21 protein-coding genes are annotated in these 20389 nt (G+C 41.7%); 12 read left to right on the top strand and 9 right to left on the bottom strand.

The window, feature by feature from the left end; all coding sequences use genetic code 11:
• Positions 1-386: 386 nt before the first annotated feature.
• Positions 387-1739 (top strand): MFS transporter, encoded by a 1353-nt coding sequence (locus tag ACQCN2_RS18065; protein ID WP_426930333.1) that lies wholly within the window; start codon positions 387-389, stop codon positions 1737-1739.
• A gap of 109 nt (positions 1740-1848) precedes the next feature.
• Here ACQCN2_RS18065 and ACQCN2_RS18070 read toward each other — a convergent pair whose 3' ends face one another.
• The 6 genes from ACQCN2_RS18070 to ACQCN2_RS18095 all read right to left on the bottom strand — a co-directional run bounded on the left by ACQCN2_RS18070 (position 1849) and on the right by ACQCN2_RS18095 (position 7656).
• Positions 1849-2571 carry a cytochrome c biogenesis CcdA family protein gene (locus ACQCN2_RS18070; RefSeq protein ID WP_426930334.1) on the bottom strand — a complete coding sequence of 241 codons (723 nt, stop codon included), beginning with the start codon at positions 2569-2571 and terminating at the stop codon, positions 1849-1851.
• Complete coding sequence (locus ACQCN2_RS18075; protein WP_426930335.1) at positions 2568-3104, bottom strand: TlpA family protein disulfide reductase; 537 nt, start codon at positions 3102-3104, stop codon at positions 2568-2570. Before ACQCN2_RS18075 ends, ACQCN2_RS18070 begins: the two co-directional genes overlap by 4 nt.
• A 20-nt stretch (positions 3105-3124) precedes the next feature.
• The gene (locus ACQCN2_RS18080) at positions 3125-5011 is read right to left on the bottom strand and encodes an ABC transporter permease (RefSeq protein ID WP_426930336.1); all 1887 of its coding nucleotides are present in this window, start codon (positions 5009-5011) and stop codon (positions 3125-3127) included.
• Positions 4998-5762: an ABC transporter ATP-binding protein gene (locus tag ACQCN2_RS18085; RefSeq protein WP_426930337.1), complete on the bottom strand. Its 765-nt coding sequence runs from the start codon at positions 5760-5762 to the stop codon at positions 4998-5000. Before ACQCN2_RS18085 ends, ACQCN2_RS18080 begins: the two co-directional genes overlap by 14 nt.
• Before the next feature lie 179 nt (positions 5763-5941).
• The gene (locus tag ACQCN2_RS18090; protein ID WP_426930338.1) at positions 5942-6985 is read right to left on the bottom strand and encodes a sensor histidine kinase; all 1044 of its coding nucleotides are present in this window, start codon (positions 6983-6985) and stop codon (positions 5942-5944) included.
• Positions 6982-7656, bottom strand: a complete 675-nt coding sequence (locus ACQCN2_RS18095; protein WP_426930339.1) for a response regulator transcription factor — start codon at positions 7654-7656, stop codon at positions 6982-6984. The genes ACQCN2_RS18090 and ACQCN2_RS18095 overlap by 4 nt, the downstream gene beginning before the upstream one ends.
• 354 nt (positions 7657-8010) lie before the next feature.
• On the opposite strand from ACQCN2_RS18095, the gene ACQCN2_RS18100 reads away from it, so the two are divergent.
• From ACQCN2_RS18100 to ACQCN2_RS18120, 5 genes are all read left to right on the top strand, one after another.
• Positions 8011-9384: a GTP pyrophosphokinase gene (locus tag ACQCN2_RS18100; RefSeq protein ID WP_426930340.1), complete on the top strand. Its 1374-nt coding sequence runs from the start codon at positions 8011-8013 to the stop codon at positions 9382-9384.
• A 308-nt stretch (positions 9385-9692) separates the two neighbouring features.
• A complete protein-coding gene (locus ACQCN2_RS18105; RefSeq protein WP_426930341.1) occupies positions 9693-10769 on the top strand; it encodes a hypothetical protein in 1077 nt (358 codons plus the stop codon).
• A 231-nt stretch (positions 10770-11000) separates the two neighbouring features.
• Entirely contained in the window at positions 11001-11567 is a 567-nt protein-coding gene (locus ACQCN2_RS18110) for a TetR/AcrR family transcriptional regulator (protein ID WP_426930342.1), read from the top strand.
• 83 nt (positions 11568-11650) lie between these two features.
• Positions 11651-12892: an MFS transporter gene (locus tag ACQCN2_RS18115; protein ID WP_426930343.1), complete on the top strand. Its 1242-nt coding sequence runs from the start codon at positions 11651-11653 to the stop codon at positions 12890-12892.
• A gap of 162 nt (positions 12893-13054) precedes the next feature.
• Positions 13055-13588 carry a DUF1003 domain-containing protein gene (locus ACQCN2_RS18120; RefSeq protein WP_426930344.1) on the top strand — a complete coding sequence of 178 codons (534 nt, stop codon included), beginning with the start codon at positions 13055-13057 and terminating at the stop codon, positions 13586-13588.
• Between the two features lie 13 nt (positions 13589-13601).
• Here the strand turns inward: ACQCN2_RS18120 and ACQCN2_RS18125 are convergent, their stop codons facing one another.
• A complete protein-coding gene (locus ACQCN2_RS18125) occupies positions 13602-14570 on the bottom strand; it encodes a helix-turn-helix transcriptional regulator (protein WP_426930345.1) in 969 nt (322 codons plus the stop codon).
• A gap of 125 nt (positions 14571-14695) precedes the next feature.
• Here ACQCN2_RS18125 and ACQCN2_RS18130 point away from each other — a divergent pair, with 125 nt between their 5' ends.
• The 3 genes from ACQCN2_RS18130 (at position 14696) to ACQCN2_RS18140 (ending at position 16599) form a co-directional block, all read left to right on the top strand.
• A complete protein-coding gene (locus ACQCN2_RS18130; protein ID WP_426930346.1) occupies positions 14696-15580 on the top strand; it encodes an SDR family oxidoreductase in 885 nt (294 codons plus the stop codon).
• Positions 15581-15719: 139 nt separating this feature from the next.
• On the top strand, positions 15720-16061 hold the full coding sequence (locus tag ACQCN2_RS18135) for a hypothetical protein (protein WP_426930347.1): 342 nt from the start codon (positions 15720-15722) through the stop codon (positions 16059-16061).
• Between the two features lie 115 nt (positions 16062-16176).
• Positions 16177-16599: a VOC family protein gene (locus ACQCN2_RS18140; protein ID WP_426930348.1), complete on the top strand. Its 423-nt coding sequence runs from the start codon at positions 16177-16179 to the stop codon at positions 16597-16599.
• Between the two features lie 100 nt (positions 16600-16699).
• On the opposite strand, the gene ACQCN2_RS18145 is transcribed toward ACQCN2_RS18140, so the two are convergent.
• Both ACQCN2_RS18145 and ACQCN2_RS18150 read right to left on the bottom strand, forming a co-directional pair.
• Complete coding sequence (locus ACQCN2_RS18145) at positions 16700-17221, bottom strand: ankyrin repeat domain-containing protein (RefSeq protein ID WP_426930349.1); 522 nt, start codon at positions 17219-17221, stop codon at positions 16700-16702.
• A 140-nt stretch (positions 17222-17361) separates the two neighbouring features.
• On the bottom strand, positions 17362-18264 hold the full coding sequence (locus tag ACQCN2_RS18150) for a helix-turn-helix domain-containing protein (RefSeq protein WP_426930350.1): 903 nt from the start codon (positions 18262-18264) through the stop codon (positions 17362-17364).
• 337 nt (positions 18265-18601) lie between these two features.
• Here ACQCN2_RS18150 and ACQCN2_RS18155 point away from each other — a divergent pair, with 337 nt between their 5' ends.
• The 3 genes from ACQCN2_RS18155 to ACQCN2_RS18165 all read left to right on the top strand — a co-directional run bounded on the left by ACQCN2_RS18155 (position 18602) and on the right by ACQCN2_RS18165 (position 20337).
• Positions 18602-19201, top strand: coding sequence for a hypothetical protein (locus ACQCN2_RS18155; RefSeq protein ID WP_426930351.1), 600 nt, complete (start codon positions 18602-18604; stop codon positions 19199-19201).
• Positions 19202-19361: 160 nt separating this feature from the next.
• Positions 19362-19661, top strand: coding sequence for a hypothetical protein (locus ACQCN2_RS18160; protein ID WP_426930352.1), 300 nt, complete (start codon positions 19362-19364; stop codon positions 19659-19661).
• A 199-nt stretch (positions 19662-19860) separates the two neighbouring features.
• Positions 19861-20337: a GNAT family N-acetyltransferase gene (locus ACQCN2_RS18165; RefSeq protein WP_426930353.1), complete on the top strand. Its 477-nt coding sequence runs from the start codon at positions 19861-19863 to the stop codon at positions 20335-20337.
• Positions 20338-20389 lie beyond the last annotated feature (52 nt).

Consider the following 20389-nt stretch of genomic DNA (forward strand, 5'->3'; position numbering starts at 1 on the left):
TAATACTTTACTACCATCATACTATGGATGTTACATACAGGGGAAGTGACTTAAATCCGAGATCATATTTCAACTAACTGTTGTCATTCATAGTGCCCCTCATGCAGAAAATTTCTATCTACTGATGGGAGCTAAACGAATTGGGGAAATCGAATCGACTGTTTTCGAGGGGATAAAGTTGCCCCTGATGGAGGATGCAATTTCCTAATATTCCCATTAAATTGTACTTTATATGATAAGATTATTTTGCATGAAATGAAGTATTTATTTTGGAGGCGATACAATGAGGTACGGAATGAAGAAGTGGGCACAAAACAAAGGGGATAACGCATCACTGGCCCTATAAACTGCGTGTTCCCCTTGCCTATTAAAGGGGTAGTACACGAATGGAAAAACCGATTGCGGGTAGCATTCCAAAGTCCTTATTTTGGCTTAGCATACTTGCGTTTTTCAGCGTACTTAACGAAACGGTGTTTAACGTATCGTTGCCGGACATTGCCGCTCAATTCAGGATTGTGCCGTCCGTCGCAAACTGGGTGAATACAAGTTTTATTCTTTCTTTTGCAGTAGGAACTGCCGTATACGGAAAAATAGCGGATGTCTACGGTGTAAAAAAGCTGCTTTGCCTCGGTCTGTTGATATACGGTGGAGGATCGTTAATTGGCTTGCTGTTTCATTCCTGGTTTCCAGCCTTGCTTGCCGCACGATTCATTCAAGGAGCGGGTGCGTCTGCCGTTCCGGGGCTGATTATGGTCTTCGTCACTAGCGGTATCGAGCAGAAGCATCAAGGAAAAGCTTTTGGCATAATCGGATCGTCAGTAGCTTTTGGGGAAGGCATCGGTCCGGTTATTGGAGGATTGATCGCGGAATATGTACATTGGTCCTATTTGTTTGTCCTGCCAATGATAACGCTGGTGACGCTGCCGTTCTTCATACGGTCACTTCCCGACGTGCCTTCCCAAAAAGGTCATCTTGATGTTCCCGGCGGTTTGCTCCTTGTTCTTGGAATTGTGACGTTTACCTTATTCACGACGAATTATGAATGGTGGTATTTGGCTATCAGCGTCATCCTGTTCATAGGGCTAGCGCAGCGAATTCGAGTAGCCAAGGAACCATTCATAGAACCTAGCTTATTCAAGCGGAAAAGGTTTATCGTAGGGGTTTTCGTAGGGAGCCTTCTTCTAGGGACCATTGCCGGATTTATCTCCATGATCCCCTATATGATGAGAGAAGTGTATCAGATGGCGACAAGCCTCATTGGGAGTGGTGTTCTCTTTCCTGGAACGATCGGCGTGATTCTCTTTGGGTTTGTTGGGGGTATATGGGTAGATAAGCGAGGAGCAAGATTTGTCCTGGTTTCCGGTCTATTATTAATAGGTGCGGGTTTCCTAACCGTTTCGCTTTTTGTGGATACAATCCCTTGGATGATCTCCGGAGCGCTGATTATGACTTTAGGCGGCTTATCCTTTGTCAAAACGGTTATCTCCACGATTGTGGCGGAAGCGCTAGGCGCAGACGAAGCGGGATCAGGTATGGGGTTTCTGAATTTTTCATGCTTTTTGGCGGAAGGGATCGGCGTCGCTGTGGTAGGAGGGCTGCTTACTCAGCATTGGCTTGCTATGCCCTTTCTCCCGACTGTCACAAACACTACAGCGTATCTTTACAGCAATTTGGCTCTGCTACTTCTAGCGGTAGTGATTGCCGTTGGAGCTATTTTCCTGATTGCATTTAATGACTGACCCATTGGTCGTGCTTGCGCCAGAAAAGTAGGTATTATAAAAGCATCCCGTTTTCCAAATTGGTACGGGATGCTTATTTTTTATTCCTATTTTAACTTTAGAGGGTCCCTTAGAACGAAGAAGGAAGCAGGGAAGAGAGGTAAGTGGAAACCACCTTGAAACTTCCCGTACATAGCATCAAGCCAAGTCCGATCATTAACCAACCATTTACTCGTTGGATAGCAGGCAGATATTTATTCATCTTCCGAATTTTATGAAGGGACTGAGACCACACTGCTGATACTAGAAGGAAAGGAATGCCGAGTCCAAGAGAATATACGAGTAAGAGAGTCATGCCGGTGAGCATCGTGCCGCTTTGACTGGCCATTATCAAAATGGAAGTTAATACAAGTCCGATACAAGGGGTCCATCCTGCGCCAAAGACAAAGCCGAACAGCAGCGAACGGGCAAAATTCATTCCTTTTTGAGTCGATACGGGCATGTTCATGCGTTTTTCTTTAAACAAGACACCTAAGGACAAAATACTGGCCATCTGCAACCCGAACACAATAATGACGATCCCACCGATCTTCTCCACCCAATCTCGATAGGCAAGGAACCATTGTCCAATCAATGAGCTGGATGCACCTAGCAATAGAAATACGACGGTAAAACCAAGAATAAATCCAAGGCTGCGGTTCATTATCGTAGTTCGATTGGCTTCGATTTTCTGCCCATCCACATGCCCACCTGTCAATTGTGCAAGATAGGCAGGGACAAGCGGAAATACACAGGGGGAGAGGAACGAGGCGACACCCGCCAAAAAAGCGATTCCGATGCTGACGTCACTCATTGCTTCACCGCCTCTTTTTTGCGCAGGTCATTGATCATTGTGCGATATTGTTCTTCTGTACGTGCACCAGTGACCAATTCGCCTACAATTCCCCCTTTTTTGTTGACGAGAATGGAAGAAGGGATACCGATCAGCCTCTTCTGGAGCTGCTTCATGAGCTCGTCGGTCGGAATGACATTGGTGAAGGTCAGGTTCATCTCTTTCATCATGCGGTATGCGGTTACTTCCTGTTCTCTCCCATCCGAAACAATGCCAAGTATTTGGACGTTTTGGTCCTTCATTTCTTTCGAAAGCTTTTCGAGTGCCGGCAGCTCTTCTTTACAAGGGGCACAATACGTACCCCAAACGTTTACAAGAGTTAGATCATATTGTTTGAAAATTTCGTTGCTAATCGGTTGATCGTTGGTATCTGTGGTTTGAAACGCGGGAAACATTTTGGGCATAGCGGCTTCTGGTTTATCTGTGGAGGAGCCGCATCCGGTAAACAACAGGCAAAATACAGATAGAAGTAAACCAAGTGTTATCTTTCTCATCCGAGATATCCTCTTTATCTTTAAGAAGTTATGATTTTGTAATAGGAATGAACGGTTATGAAATAGTAGAACACATAAACGAGTGTATACATGACAAGTGTTCCGACGATAGGCACCGTGAAGTCTGCATTCAACTGGATCGCTAAAATCAGGAGCGCAACAATGCTATGACAGATGCCAAGCAGTAAAGGGGCTGCGAAGATGACCCGCATTTGGCGTGCGACCGAGCGCTTTACTTCTTTTTTGGTCATGCCGATTTTACGCAGAATATCATACTGTTTCTTGGCTTCCCCTGCTTCTGTGAGCTGTTTAAAGTAAATGACGCTGCCAGTTGAGAGGAGAAAGATAAAACCAATCAGGATACCGATAAACAGCAGAATCGACATGGGCATAATCAACTGGGCAAACAGCTCGTAATAGGTCGTAAGCGAAGCATCTGTGGGCAGAATTTGGATGAGCTTTTTGGTCAGCTGTTTGCTCGTCTCTGCGTTTTCAATCATGTACCCCTTTAAGTGAAGCGTGTTAGTTGCTGTATACATCTTGTCGTATACACTGTCTTTTACAATAAAGACTTGCTCGAGCATATATGCATTGAGTACGGATTGATTCGTATGTTTGATGATCCGTACGTTTTGTTCGATTCCGTTGGCGCGCAGGTTAAAGTTTTTGCCGATTTCCTCGTCGTAGGTAACTGGGCCATAGTAAGAGAGTACGGCTTCCTGCTCATTGTTTAAGGATACGGGTTCACCATGTTCTTTCATTGCTTCGATTTCGTTCCACTTGCTTTCCGGGATCACATAAAATGAATCGGCTTTTCGTTTTCGTGGAAATGATGTATCGACTTTCATGAGTTCTGCATCTGCCTCATGACGAATGGCATGATCTGGGTCACTGGCAATGGTTTGCTTTACTTTTTGATCAAGGGATGCGTCATGGCTAATATAAGCGTATGAAAAAGGGACAGTCAGGCTCGCGATCTTTTGCCCGTTATAGTTCATGCTGTACGTTGCGCCCACCGATGTTAACGTGACTGCACTTAAAATCGTAATGATGGACAGTGTACGGCTGTGTGAACGAATGCGGTACGTCAGTTGGGAAATATCCGTCAAATTTGATTTGCGGTAATACAGGGACTGATTGTTTTTCAGACGGTGAAGTACCCAAGAGAGTGCGAATCGGAAGAATAAAAAGGTTCCAACGATGGATGAGACAAGCGTGATGACCATATCCCTCAGGAACGTATCTCTGCCTGTTTTCAACCCAATCACATATCCAGCAGCCAAAATCACGATCGCTAACAGTGCGCCGACTATCGATGGTTTCGGCAGCTTCTCTCCTGTTTTCTCGGCATGAAACAGTTCAATTAATTGAAAGCGATACACAATGGAAGCTGCGTATAGGGAAGTAATGATAAACACAATCCCGAACACACCAATCGTATACAAAATCGCTTCCGAGCTTACTGTAAAGGCAATGACGACAGGCAAAGCCATCAGCTTGACGAGAATCATCATGAAGAGCTTGGAAAAAATGCTTCCAAACACAATCCCGATTCCAAGTGCCAATATGCCCATCACAACATTCTCATAAAACAACATGAGTCCGATTTTTCGTTTGGTGACACCAAGCAGCGTATACAAGCCGATTTCTTTTTTTCGCTTGCGTACAAAGAAGGAAGTAGAATACCAGATGAAAAGCATAGAAAACAGTGCGATGATTATAGAAGCAGCGTTAAAGGCGAGGAGAATCTTTTGATCTCCTTCGGCAAAGCCAGCCAGCTGTTCATTAAACCGGATCGAAACAAATGCGTAATAAATCGTCACCGCAAAAATAATGGAAGTGAAATAGATAAAGTAATTCTGGAAGTTTCGCTTTATATTTTTGGTTGCCAGCTTAAAGAGCGTCATGATTACCGCCTCCGATTACTGCCAGTACATCGAGAATTTTGTTGAAGAAGACTTGGCGTTTCTCCCCTTTGACCAGCTCCATAAACAGTGTGCCGTCTTTAATGAAAATAATCCGATCACAGAAGCTTGCGGCAAATGGATCATGCGTGACCATCATGATTGTGGCGTGTTGTTCTTTATTTAGGCCAGACAGGCATTCGAGAAGCTCTGTTGCAGATTTGGAATCAAGTGCTCCAGTTGGCTCATCAGCTAAAATCAGTCTGGGCTGGTTAATCATCGCCCGCGCAGCAGCCGTTCTCTGTTTTTGCCCGCCGGATACTTCATAAGGATACTTGTCGAGAATCGAATCAATCCCGAGTGTTTCGGCGATCGAATAAACTCGCTTGTCCATTTCTTGCGCTTTACCACCCGCTAAGGTAAGGGGCAATACGATGTTCTCTTTTAATGTCAGGGTGTCGAGCAAATTAAAATCTTGAAAAATAAACCCCAGCTTATTTCGGCGAAAAGAGGAGAGCTCCGTTTCATTCATTTTATGAATCGGATATCCGTCTATCAGAATGCTCCCGGTGCTTGGTTTATCAATCGTCGCTACCAGGTTCAGAAGTGTCGTTTTACCTGCGCCAGAAGGGCCCATTACACCGACAAATTCTCCTTCATTAATATCGATATTGATATCGTTGAGTGCTGTATAGTGATGACCGCGTGAGCCGTATACTTTGCTTAAATCTTTGGTTGTTAATAAGAGCGACATGGTGTTTCTCCTTTACCTTCGTATTTGTTCCTTGTTCATTAAACCGCAAACAGGGAGGGGGGAGCCATTGTTCTACCTAACAAAATGCAGGCTAAACTTACATTTGTGTAAGAATCGCAAATAGAAAGGCCTCACCACCTATTTATACAGGGAGTGAGGCTCAAGGGGCCAAACAAAGTCTAACGCGATTTGTGCGTTTGGAGCGCGGTAAAGGAATCATTCAGCTTGGGAAAATGAAGGGTTACTTCTGTATACACGCCATATTCAGACTGTAGAGTAATATCATGATTAAGTTTATGGGCCAGTTTGCGGGCTAGGTATAAACCGATGCCGGTCGATTCCTCATGAGTGCGGCCAGTAGAGCCAGTAAAACCTTTCTCAAATACGCGGGATACGTCTTCTGGGGGAATACCAATTCCTGTATCTCGGATTTTTAGGAAATATTCCTGTTTAGTTTCGCCCCCGCAGATTTCAATTATTCCTTCCGGGGCGGTATATTTTAAAGCATTTGATAAAATTTGGTTCAGAATAAAGAAGAGCCATTTTTTATCGGTTAGGACTTCGTGTTCAAGATCATGCAGCTTGACTTGAATTCTTTTGGAAATAAACGTTTTGGCATTGTTTTTAACAGCTTGTTTGACAATCTGATCCAAATTCACGGTATGAATGAAATAGTCACGGGAAAAGTCATCAATTCGTGCGTAATATAATGCCCGCTCAATTTGATGCTCGATTTTATCCAGTTCTTCATCCAGGCTATCGAGGATCTGTCCGGGTTCTTTTTCCGCTTTATTCTCAATCAGCAGTCGGCTTACAGACAGAGGGGTTTTAATTTCATGGAACCAGGATGTCATAAATTCAAGTGTTTCTTTCTTCTCTGCATAGAGGTGACTCACTTCTTCATGGTGACGTTCATATACGTTAAGAAGCAACTTGTTATAGAAAGCCTGGGCATTTGATTTCGGTTCAGGCAGAATCACGATGGTGTCAAATGGCTGATTGCAGGCTTCTTGTAAGGTGGAAAAGTATGATCGCTGGCGGATATATCCACCAAAGAAATAAAGACAGAACAGTAAAAAAGCAACACTATGTATATAAAAAAACAAATCCAAAGTGGCGCCACCGAATGGGGCTGCATAGATCACGATCGAAATAAACGACATAAGCAGGATGTAAAAAACAAACAGCCATTTATGATCAGCCATATAATCGAGCAGGTTCATGGCAAGATATACCCCTGTCCTTTTTTAGTCTGAATGAAATCGTGCAGTTGAATATCTGCCAGCTTTTTGCGCAAGCGATTAATATTGACTGTTAAAGTATTATCATCAACAAAGCTTTCATCTTCCCACAAGCTGCGCATAATTTTATCGCGACTGACGATACTGCCCGCATTCTTCATTAAAAGATGCAAGATGTTAAATTCATTTTTGGTCAATTCAATGCTTTGTTCATCGTAGGTAAGTGTACTAGATTTTAGATCAAGGATTGCTTGTTTATATTCCAGCACATTGGTTTCTGTATCGGTATAGGAGTAGGTGCGGCGTAGGATGGCCTGAATTTTGGCAATGAGCACTTCAAGTGAGAAAGGCTTTTGAACAAAGTCATCTCCGCCCATATTCATCGCCATCACAATGTCCATACTTTCGGTTCGGGAAGAAATAAACATAATGGGCACTTTCGAGATCTCTCGTATTTTTTGACACCAGTAAAACCCATTGAAATAAGGAAGCGTTATATCAAGTAATACGAGATGAGGCTTCTGTTCAATGAAGCTCTCCAGTATGTTATTAAATTGTTGTACCGCATGTACGTGAAATCCCCATTTTTGAATACTTTCCTCGATAATGTCTCGCAGTTTCGGATCGTCTTCAACCAGCATGATGGTAAACATAACACCCGCTCCATTCAGAATCCCTTCATTGTATGATTGTTATTATAACGATTTACAACAACCTATGTTGTTTATCATATTTTTCCTTCGTTTTGTTCCATCCATTTATGTTCATGGTAGAGGATAAAGGGAATCATTCACAGATAATAATAAAGGGAATATGCTATAATCGCCTTAAAAATCAAGTGATTTAACGGATATTTCTTTAAAATTAATAGGAGTGTTTCGGATGGATCTAGTGGACAATATAATTACTTACTGAGAGTCGCGTCATGTCTTCACCAATCGAACAAATAAAAGATCATTCCTACCGCCATAGAAGAATAAGGATAATGGAATAGTTGGAGGGGCTTTATGGAACTAGAATTGTTCAGTTTTATCGAAAGTGTCACCGAGCATCTAGAGGATTCAAGAAATGAGTTGGAAATAGTAAGCAGAGATATGAGATTATATTTTGAAAAAGTATTGGGAGCTTATAGTGAAGGATATTTAAACATTAATTCCAGGGTTAAATCTGCATCTAGTCTAAAAGAGAAAATACTTAGAAATAGTTACTATAAGAAGTATCAGTCTCCACATCAGTTGATGTATAATCTTTCGGATTTAATCGGGGTTCGAATTGAATGCAGATTTATGGAAGATGAAAAAGAAATATATGAGCTCTTAAAAACACATTTCCACGAGCAAGATGACGATGGGTATTTTTATAATTCAATGAATAAGAATGTGAAATTAAAGTTGGTAGGTGAACAACCGCAAAGGCAAAAAAATGGGTTTGAAATATTTAGAATTGACGGGTTCTGCCAATGTGAGGGTAAAATGATCAACTTTGAGTTACAGATTAAATCTCTCGTTAATATATTTTGGGGAGAGATTGAGCACAAGGTCATTTACAAAAATAATAGCTATACCCTTGGAGACGAATTTATTAAAAACTTAATGACGTCGATTAAGAAAAATCTCTTGATGATCGATAGCCAGCTAATGACAATCGATCATCAATTTAATAAACAAAATTCTATTCATCCTGCCAATCGGAAATGGCAGATCCAAACGCTGTTATCCAAGATCATTTATGATATTTACTCCTTAAAAATGAAGAATGACATTGGGTTTATCGTGGATTTTAGAGAATCCTGTGACACGATCATGAAATATATTTTTAGATCCAATAACGCTGAAGTACTTGAAGATTACAGTGAAACCTTAATCAAAACCTTGAACAGGTTAAATGATGTGAGCAGAAATAATGTGAGCTTTAATAGCGAATTAAAATTTGAGCGGGATGTCTATTTTCAAGATGAATTTTGCAATATTGTAGGCGGCACAATAATGAAGTCCATTAATCGTGATTTTAAATGGAACCTATTTTTTAGAATCTTATTCGAAATAGAGCTAGGAAATAATGCGGAGGACTTCGAGAATTTTATCGTGTTTTTCAGGAATATGTTGTATGGCAATATCAATTTTGCAAAGCTGTATACCAAATTTAATTGTGAAGAAGCCGGTAAAATTGTCAATTTACTCATGAAGGAAGTAGCATACTGTTTTGAGCGTGCTGATTCAATCAAATTTATGTATGACCATGGCATAGAAGAAATTAAAAATATCTTAGACAATACTATTGATTTAATCAGTATGAACATCGATTCATTCCAACACTGGGAGAAAGAACATGAGGTCTATTTGGAAATGATCGGTTCAAGATTATTGCCAAAGCTCACGTAATCCTAATGCGATTTTTTAAAATGAAGAATTGAAAAACCTCTATTAAAAAAAGTTATCCTCCCCAATAGAAAGCCCATCAAGAACGATACATGTCACGAAGCTCGTTTCCCATTTATATTTAGCTTTAGGCCCTTTACATGGGATGTAGACAGGAACTACCTGTACTTTCCAATGTAAAGGGCTTTTCTATGGCTGGAAAAATTAAATTATCCTAAAATTTAATACAGCAATAGTAAATCTTTGTAGACAATAATAGAAAATTAGATAATAATTGTTGCTAAAATATTACATCGTAGAAGGAGAGTTACATGAATAAGCGAAAAGCATTTATTTTTTTATTAGTATTATCACTTTTCATTTCTACCCTACATTGGGGGAATTTCGAAAAAGCAGAGGCTGCAACACAGCCCGTAAAAGTAGAGGATATACAAAAACTTTTAAATGGCTGGTCAAGAATAGCTGTTGGAGGTTCACTCAAAGATAATTCGAAGAACATTGTTTTTGAAAAAAAAGAAATAGTGAACAAAAAATTATATGCGCATCTTCTTTCTCTTAGATCGTATAAGGTGACGAATGAATCTTTCGATACAGGGATAAAAAATTATATTCAGTTAAATCAACAACAACATATTCAATTAAAAATAAAGAAGCATACAAATGCTCTTTTTGAAGCGGTTTCAGCAGATTCTCGGGAGTATACGTACGTGTATGTCGTAAAAACAAATAATGAATATACAGTCAATGAAATTAGTTTAGTAAAATGGAACGATGGATGGAGATTTGGTGTCGGATACCAAATGACATTAAATCCAGCTATTGTAAAAGCGGTAGATAAGCTTGCTCCTCAGTTAATGCAAGAGTTCCTTCAGTATCAATTTATAGATTCTCAAACACTTGACACCACCTATAAAACAATGTCTAAGCAAAAAGACTGGGTGTTAGTTAATACCAGAATAACAGGGAATACTCAATTTGAATATCTGGCCAATGCAGTAGAACGTAGTTATGAAAAAGTAAATTCGAATGGGAAGTATGGAATAAATGTCGAGAAAAGAGTTTTAACACAAAAGGAATTCACCGAGGTATTAAGAAGGTACAAATCAATTTCAACTCCAAAACTTATGTCAACTTACGTAAAAGCCTATGAACTAAAAGGGATGGGCCCTGAAGGTGATGATAAATATGGATATTTCAGCCCTACCCGTATTATATTTGTTCAGAAGAAAGGCACTAACACGATAGACTACTATAGAATCCTTTCATCTGCATATGACGCAAAAGGAATGGGGAAAGACGAAAGTATTGGTGAATGGAGTATTGATGATACAAAAGAGATTAATAGAGTGTTGGAAACAATTGTCGATGGTTTAGTAAAAGCTCCCTAACATAAATGCACTACAGGTAGCACCAGACGGCTTTATAGTCAGGAAATAGACCGTACATCTCTGGAGAGGGCGGTCTATTTTTCTGAGTGGAGTATCTAAAGAGTGAGGTAAGTAGGACCACCTTGAAACTTGATCATTGATGGGTTACAATTGCTTATTGTAACTGTATAAACTACTTTGGTTTTTTTAGTTTCCTGAGATATTTGTAGCTCCCAAATGGAGGATGACGGAATGAATAACCGGATTATGTCGGCTTTTATTGCCGAAATTCAGCAGAACGGCATGAAGTTTACAATGGATGATTTGGCGAAGCGGCTTGGGATCAGCAAACGTACCTTATACGAGCATTTTCCGTCCAAAGGCGATATTCTCGAAGCCATCATCGACCAAACTTTCAACGACATAAACGAAATTACGGAGCGGATTATCCGTGACGACAAGTTAACCATCATTGAGAAGATCCGGGGTCTCATCACTACGCTGCCTAAACACTGGGAGTTATATGACCTGCGCATTCTGGAGCAGATGAAGCGGTATTTTCCCGAACAGTGGGCAAAGATAGACTCCGCGCTAAAAGATGATTGGGCCGCCCTGCGTGTATTGATCGAACAAGGTATCCGTGAAGGCGAAATTGTTGATGTTAACGTGCCGCTCGTTATGAAGATGATTATTGATGCTACCAATTCGACACTGGATCAACGTTTTTATCGGGACAATCAAATTACAGTGACCGACGCGCTGTCTTCCATTGTAGATGTGCTGTTGAACGGGTTAATTCCTAGAGACAAGAAAAAGTAAACGCCTACCGTTTTCTTTTTCTTTTTGATTATGAAAACTGCAAAAACAATAATAGTTTTACTGGTTTAAAAGGAGGTATTCTCATGTTTACTTATTCATCTAAATCCATCGAACAACGGATCGGATTGATGCTTGTCATCACCATCCTTTTCATTGATATGCTGTTGTACAGCCTTCTCATCCCCATCACACCTTACCTGACCGAACTCCTGCACCCTTCATCCACGATGATTGGTATTTTGTTCGGCAGCTACGCCGTCGCTTTGTTGGCCTTTACACCAATATTTGGCCCCTTGTCGGATCGAATCGGCCGGAAGAAGCCACTGTTGATCGGGTTGGCTGGAATGGTACTGTCTACACTCTTATTCGCTTATGCCAATTCTATGTGGATGCTCATCACCGCCCGTTTTATGCAAGGCGTCGGAGCGGCGGCTACATGGACATCCGCGTTGGCCCTGCTCGCCGATCTGTTTCCCCCGAATAAACGAGGCACCGTCATGGGCATGGCTTTAACCGGAATCTCGACAGGCTCGCTGCTCGGCGCACCGCTTGGCGGATGGTTGCTCGATATTGGCGGCTATCAAACACCTTTCCTGTTTGCCGCGGGGCTCTCGCTGGTCACGATTGTGCTCGTTGTCTACCTGCTGCCCCAGCCAGAACGGATCAAGCAAAATGAGCAGGCCGCGGGTGGAACGTTCAGGCTGTTGCGTAACCGCTCCGTTTTGTTCATTGCCATTGTCGTGTTATTGTCCGAAACTACGCTTACGTTGCTTGAGCCGATTATTCCCGTCTTCCTGACGGAGCAGCTTGCCTTGTCATCTACAGCGATCGGGCTGTTGTTTGCGGCATCCATCTTGGCCTACGGTGGCATCGCTCCTATCTCCGGAGCGCTGTCGAACCGCTTCAATCCGCGTAGCCTAATGCTAATCGGTCTCAGCTGTCTAGCGCTCACGCTGCCCTTGATCGCCATGTCGCATACGACATGGCAGCATGCTTGCGCCTTGATTGCGGTCGGTGCGAGCGTTGGCTTCGCGCTATCACCTACTTTGCCGTCTCTCAGCGCTGTCGTCGACAACGGCACGCAAGACGGCGCTTATGGCAGCGCGTTCGCCTTGTTCAACATGTTCCATGCGGTCGGCATGATAGCGGGGCCGCTAATCGGCGGAGCGTTAACCGATTGGCTCAGCGTCCCGAGTGCGATCTGGACGATCAGCAGTGTGCTCCTGTTGGGCGTCATCCTGCTTCATCTATACAATCGCCATGCGCTCGGGAACCGAAAGAATGCTACCCAACGCAATCAACTGATGTTAACTAATCAAAAGTGATTTGGCGAAAGAATGTTACCTCGAGAATGTAAACTAGTCAAAGCAGACATGCAAAATATGGTGTCTGCTTTTTTCTGTAACTCTTGACGAGTATGTTTTGACATTATAAGTTTGATGCTAATAATGATAATTGACCCCATTCGAAAGTAGGGCTATCAAACGATGAGTGAACAAGACAATATCGATAAAGAATTAAAAGATTATGGTAAAAGGGTAGATAAATTAGTAAGTGAATTTGAGGAACAGATACATGAGCATCTCAATGAAGAGTACATGAAGTCCACAAAATGGTCTGATAAATTGGCGGACCAAATAGCTAAGTTTGGTGGCAGTTGGAATTTTATTATTCTATTTTTTGTCGTGTTGCTCGTATGGATTGTTTTTAATACGTTAGCTTTTACTAAATTTCTTCATTTTGATGAGCCGCCATTTATTCTATTGAATTTAGTGTTATCTTTCCTTGCTGGATTTCAAGCACCGATTATTATGATGAGTCAAAACCGACAAGCGGCAAGGGATAAGAGAGAAACCATTATTGATTATGCGATCAATTACAAAGCGGAACAGGAAATTGATGATATGCAAGGCCATTTGCATCGACTTGAGGCTAATTTTGCCGAGTTTAGATCCGAGGTTCAAAATGAGTTGGCGGAGATTAAAGCATTACTGAAAGAAAACCGTAATAACATGCAATAAGGAAAGTGCTGCATTAAGTGTTGGAAGAGCAACCGGTATTGTACAGGTTAATGACAGCCTGAGTTTCGGAGATGACTTTGGCGCGAAGCTCCTCTGGGGCAATAACCTCCGCGAATGAGCCAAAACTAAGAACCTTTTCGCAGGCATGTTCAAGGGTTGCGAATTGTACGATAGCTTCCAGCAAACCATTTTCTGCTGGTTTCGTTTCAAGTACTGTTAAATAACGCTCTTGTTCCAAGCGGTCAAGGAGTTGCTCGTTTATCTTTAGGGTGGCAGGATAACGAGGCAGGTTCTGCTGGAATTGTATGGTTGACTGTTCCCATTGTTGGGCTAAATTAAAATCGATAGGATAGGGAAACGATTCATTCAGCAGTTCGGCATGTACGATGCGTGACACCCGATAGGTTCGGATCTCTCCATCGCTTTCGGCAAGTAAATACCAGACCGAGCGTTTAGCGACCAATCCAAGCGGATGAACGGTTCTGATTACAATATCTTTTTCACGTTTATAGTGCATGCATAACGTACACTCAGCCCATACCGCTTCTTGAACAGTGGTCAAGTAGGGATATGACTCACTTGTTTGATGCCATCCGGCGCCGTCTATATGGATTTTTTTCTGAATCAGTTCGATATTTTTCTGTATCGAAGCAGGTGAGGAAGCCAGCAATTTCTGAAGAGCAACATCGAAATGCTTTTTGATTCCTAAATCCGTTAATAATCCAGGATGCGAAGAGATCACCAAAGAGATCAGTTCCTCTGCCTTCATCCCTGTTAATTTGGTACGATACCCCTCTGCCAGGAGCCAGCCGCCACAACTACCCCGTTCAGCGTATACCGGAACGCCGGACATGCTCAAAGCTTCCATATCACGTATAATCGTCCGTTCGGAAACCTCCAGTCTTTGCGCCAATTTTCTTGAGGACATTTTCCCCTCATTTTGCAAAAGCAACAATATCGTAAGCATTCGATCGGCTCTCAACTGTATCACACCTCCACTGACGAAAAAAATGAAAGATAGCCTTACTTTATCATACATATATGACGATAGGTGTCATGTATGTTCGGCTACTATAAGGATGATCAAATGAAGAGGAGTGGTACGCAATGAGCAAGCCTTTAGAAGGAAAAGTAGCTGTAGTCGCTGGCTCAACACGTGGTGCAGGCAGGGGAATTGCTGTTATGCTTGGAGAGGCTGGAGCAACCGTTTATTGTACAGGGCGAAGTGTGCGCGGCAAACCATCCGATTTGAACCGATCCGAAACTATAGAAGAAACGGCCGAAATGGTATGCGCCAGGGGCGGTATAGGAATACCAATTCAAGTCGATCACACGGATGCTGAACAAGTCAAAGCGCTTTTCGAGCGGGTTAAACAGGAACAGCATGGGATACTTGATATTTTAGTGAATGACATATGGGGAGGGGAGCAGTTAACGGAGTGGGGTACGCCTTTCTGGGAACACTCTTTAGCCAATGGACTACTCATGCAGGACCGCGTTCTTAAAACCCATCTAATTACGAGTTATTACGGGACCCCATTAATGGTCGCTCGCAAGTCAGGGCTGATTATTGAAGTGACAGACGGAATAGATTATCGTTATCGAGGAAATCTGTATTACAGTCTTGCCAAGATATCACCGATCCACATGGCCGTTGCCATGGCCGAAGAGCTGCGCCCGCATAATATTGCCGCAATCTCGGTCACTCCCGGCTTTTTGCGATCGGAAGAAATGTTGGACTACTATAGGGTTCGGGAGGAGAACTGGCAGGATGCTGTGAAGGGTAATCTGCCGCATGCGGAACACTTTGCCGAATCGGAGACGCCTTATTTTATTGGGATGGCCGTGGCAGCGTTGGCGGCTGACCAACAGATTATGCAAAAATCAGGGCTTGCTCTTTCAAGTTGGACACTTTCGGATGATTACGGTTTTGGAGATGTGGATGGAAGACAGCCTCACTGGGGCAACTATGCCAAAAAACACGGGCTTTAAATAGGTATGAGCAAGAGGGGAGCGATCCCCTCTTTTTTGTTCTGTTAGTAAGCAACTGGGCTGGGAAATGGAATAATTAGTAATTAATATGGTAAAATACAGAAAAATTAGGGGGATTTATAAGAGAAGGAATGGTCTCATGATAGATTACGCAAAAGAAAAATGGCGAAAGAATCGTGAAAAAGAGACACAAAGAGAGAATACAATTGGCAATTTAATCGTAACGTTAACAATAGACCCAATAATAATGGCATTAGCTTGGCTGTCTGTTAAACATTATGGATTGACAATAACATTGTCTCTATTAGCTATCTTCATCATTATGAATGAATTCCTCTTCAGCTTAAATGATATTATTTTTTCCCTAATGTGGAAAAATGGATTGAAAGAATTCTCTAAATTCCCTATGCGTACTGCAAAACCTTGGATCAGTAGTTTTGTAATGTCACTGATTGTATATTTTCTTCTTAGGAATCAATAAGTACGTTGAAGGAAAAGGACCAATCGTTTGGGACATTATCCAGAAGGCTCATACTTGGTCGCAAGAAGTAGGATGGAAACCAGGTCAAATCGGATAGGTAGGGTGGGAGGTTACTATGAAACCACGAATTACGGTGATTTCACTCGGTGTAGATGATTTGGAGAAATCGTTGCATTTTTATCGGGATGGATTGGGGCTTCCAACAGAGGGGATCGTCGGTGAGGAATTTGAACATGGCGCAGTTGCTTTTTTCGACTTGCAAGCAGGCTTAAGGCTCGCCATTTGGAATCGCAAGGATATCGCCCATGATACCAAACTTATTCCAACTGCACCAAGCCCTACAGAATTCACGATTGGACACAACGTAGGCAGCCAAGAAGAAGTAGATCAGATAATGGAACAGGCAAAGAAGGCGGGTGCTACGATAACGGTCACGGCGCACGAAACGTTTTGGGGAGGTTATTCAGGTTATTTCCAAGACCCCGATGGTCATTTATGGGAAGTAGTCTGGAATCCTCAGTGGGAAATCACAGAATAACTTTCAATTCCTTATTTCTTAACACGTGCAAGATGCTAGCCTAAATTAATTAAACAAAACAACAGGCTATCTTTTTCATAGATAGCCTGTTACCGAAACTCTATTCTTTTGCCCCATGTTCACGCAATAGGTTGGCCACTTGATCATTGCCCTGTTCTATGGCAATCGTTAAAGCGGTTTTTCCTCCCTCTACTTTGGCATTCACGGGTGCCCCATTCTCCAGCAATAAACGGATGATTTCTGTATTGTCCTGATGGTAGGCAGCAACATGCAGGCATGTATGACCATTGGAGTCCAATAGATCGGTCTGACCGCCATGATTCAAGAGAAGTGTAATGACTTCAATATTTCGCTCCCCAGCAAGGGCCGCGTGTAAGGCAGTGTTGGAAGGAATGTAACTAATTTTGGAGTGGGAAACAGCATTTACGTTGGCCCCATGATCCAGCAGAATCTGAACCACATCTCTATGACCAAAATGAGAAGCAAACCCTAGTGGTGTAAGCCCATCGCTGTTTTCGGCATTTGCGAGATCCGGATTTGCACCCAGCAACTGCATTAATTTCTTATTGTCTCCTGCTTGCGCCGCATCAAACAAATAACGAATCGAATCAATTACACTCATCGAAATATCCTCCTTGTAATCCCAATAGAATGAATAGCCTGACTATTTTTATTATAATCGTGAGGCCTGAAATAACTTCTTCAATATCACTTTTTTTGGTCGATAAGAATTTATAAAAATTCTTATCGATCCAAGTGCAACTAAGGCTCTACCGGCGCCAGAGGCTTGGTATCGCCAAGTTTTCTTTGCCGGAGCTGGGATGGTGAGCTAGAGAATCGTTTTGAAAATAGCCCGCTAAATGTACTTGGGCTCTGAAGCCCCACTTCCAAGCAAATTGTTGTAACGGACTTGTCTGTTTTCAGAAGAAGTTGTTTGGCCTCCTGCAGCCGCTTTTCGGTTAAATACTGATGGGGTGACATACCAAACAACTGCTTATAGGTTCTTAGAAAATGATTAGGGGATAAACAAGCAACCTTGGACATATCCGCTAATGAAATTGGTTGATCATAATAAGCGGAAATAAACTCATGGCCTACTAGCACTCTTTTATAAAGTTCCTGCCGGGTTGAGGTGCGAACGACAGGCAGATTCATCATTTCTTTCATTACATCCCGGTGAACCAGGATAAGCTTTTGGGCAATATCGTGCAGTTGTTCCTCAACCCAAATGCGATCATTCCGTCTATGCTGGTATTCATCCCTCATTTGAAACAAGACAGGGGTTAACACATTGTGGGTGTAAGTTTTTTCAACAAATTCTAAGGTAAGTGGATGGTAGTCCATCGGATTGTCCAGAAGCTGTTCAGAAGAGGTCACGAAACTTCGATAGATTTCTTCCACCATTCCTTCTGGGAAGAAGATGCAAAATGACTCTACCGGCTTTTCAGATTCAATCGTAATCGAATATTCCTGCCCCTGATTAAGTAGGAGATAATTGCCTTCATCCACCGAGTAGTGACCATTCCCTGTGTTGTAAAAAGAACGCCCATTCCGAAACGTTTTAATGGATAACTGACCTACCCCTCTCCAAAAATAGTTACTGCCTTCTGCATGTAGGATAGGATCAAAGCTATGATCAGAGCTTGAGCTTAAAATAGTAGTCATTTAGGAAATCTCCGTTCCTGCGATACTTTGATAAGGCTCTTTTCGATACATTGGATAAATTGTCCTACTAGCAAGTTGGAAAAAGTAGAAAATTACATCTCGGCAAGTTTCCAATGCATTGATATTGTGTAATCCATTTATATCCAATTAAAGACCGATTTGATACAATGTCTTAATGAAGAACGATCACGTGGATGGTGTCACAAATATGAGTAAATTCCATTATATTGCATCAAGTAAAGTGCTTCCATTGGGTTCGAGAGGAAGCGTGAAATCTAACCATATGATGTTTGAAGAGATTGTGAAACAATCAAAAAAATAAAAAAGAGTGTGAAATATGAAAAAAATATTATTGGTTTGTATTATGATAATGTTGATGCTAGCATCGGCTTGTGGAAATGTTGAAATGACATCAAATCCAAATACTTCTAGTGAGTCTAAACCTGAAACGGATGAGTCTATTATTCCAAAAAACACATCCGAATATTGTACTGTAGAACGTATAAATTTGGATAGTGAAACTGAAAAATATTTCTATGGAACTTGGAAAGTTGAGAAGCTTTTAGGATTTGCAAATTCATATAATGATGCTTCTGAATATCCAACAGGGCAAAAATTTATTGGAGATGAAATTATAATCAAAAAAGACTTTTTTTCATCAAAAGGACTAAAAAACTATAAGAAATATCAATATGAACTAAAAAATCCATTATATGAGATTACAGCGACATGCTATAACTCTCTCTCTTTTTATAGATTCTATAAAATACATATCCCAGACTTAAATAAAAATGATGTAGTAAAAGCAATAGATTTAAGTGACCCTTCTACAAAACGTAGCATACCTGTAGGTTTAAGTTTTTTTGTTGTTAATAACGATAGGCTTATCTTGTTATCAGAGGCAACTATTTTTGAGCTTAAAAAAATTACTGATTAAATGAATTAAGGTTATGTAATAAGTTCTGTGCTAATAGGGGTAGCGTCAGGATTTTGACAATTTACAACGTTAAGATGAAAACCCTTGTATCATTAGGGTTTAATCTATTGAGAGTTTATCGATTTCTTGTGAAATCAGGAATTTCGCTGTCTCATATAACTTGTCTCAAAAGTCTTATCGTTGTGAAATTCTACGTTTTGAACGTCACAAGCTGCTTAGCGTTGTAAATCCGCATTTTCGGGACGGGACCCCAATACTGGCTCGACCACTCAAAGCATACGCCGAGAAGAAGACGTATCGAGAGGTAAGAGAGTCGAAAGAGATCATGGATCAGGCTGATGAACGTTTGAAGGAGTTCGGAGCAGTTCCGCTTGAACAGATTGTCGACTTATCTCATTTAAAAGAAGAGCAATTTGGTTTGTCTATCAGGTCTCACCCAATTGGGGAAAATTCTTTATAGATTCAGAACTGGAGAAGAAGTTCCCCGAAGATTACAAGGCAAATGCTAAGTGCATCCGAGAACTATTTAATTAAATGTTGGAGTATGGAGATGAAGATGACGAATTCGAGCTATACACGTGTTGGAATGAGTGGTAATGATATAAAATACTCAATCACACCGTAAACCAAACATTTCTTTAAGAGAGGAGTTCCCTTCCATGACAATGACATTAGAACCGGTCACAAGGGACAATTGGCTTGAGGCACTGGAGTTGAAGGTAAATCAGGAGCAGAGCAGCTTTGTGCCGACAGTTGCTGTCTCCCTTGCGAAGGTTCATGTGAAGCCTGATGGAGATCGTGTCGAGTATCTTCCTTTTGCTATTTATGATGGAGATACCATGATCGGATTTATGATGCACGCGTTTGAGGAGCATACAAGCGATTCGTATTGGATCAACGGTTTTCATATTGATTCCCGCTATCAAGGGAAGGGGTATGGGAAAGCCGCGCTATTCCTAATGATCGACTATATTAAAGAGCGGTTCTCGCAATGCCAGGAAATACGGCTGACCGTCCACAAAAACAATTCAATTGCTTACAACCTTTATCGTGGAATAGGGTTTATCGAAACTGGGGATGTTTGGGGAGATGAGCTGGTTCTCAGGCTTCCAGCAGCTTTTTTAAGCCACAGCTAAGGGCTGTTGAACCTAATTAGGATAGGCATTAAAAAAGGAGAGTATATGAGAT

The organism is Brevibacillus ginsengisoli, from assembly GCF_050113715.1.
GTDB classification, from domain to species: Bacteria; Bacillota; Bacilli; order Brevibacillales; family Brevibacillaceae; genus Brevibacillus_H; species Brevibacillus_H ginsengisoli.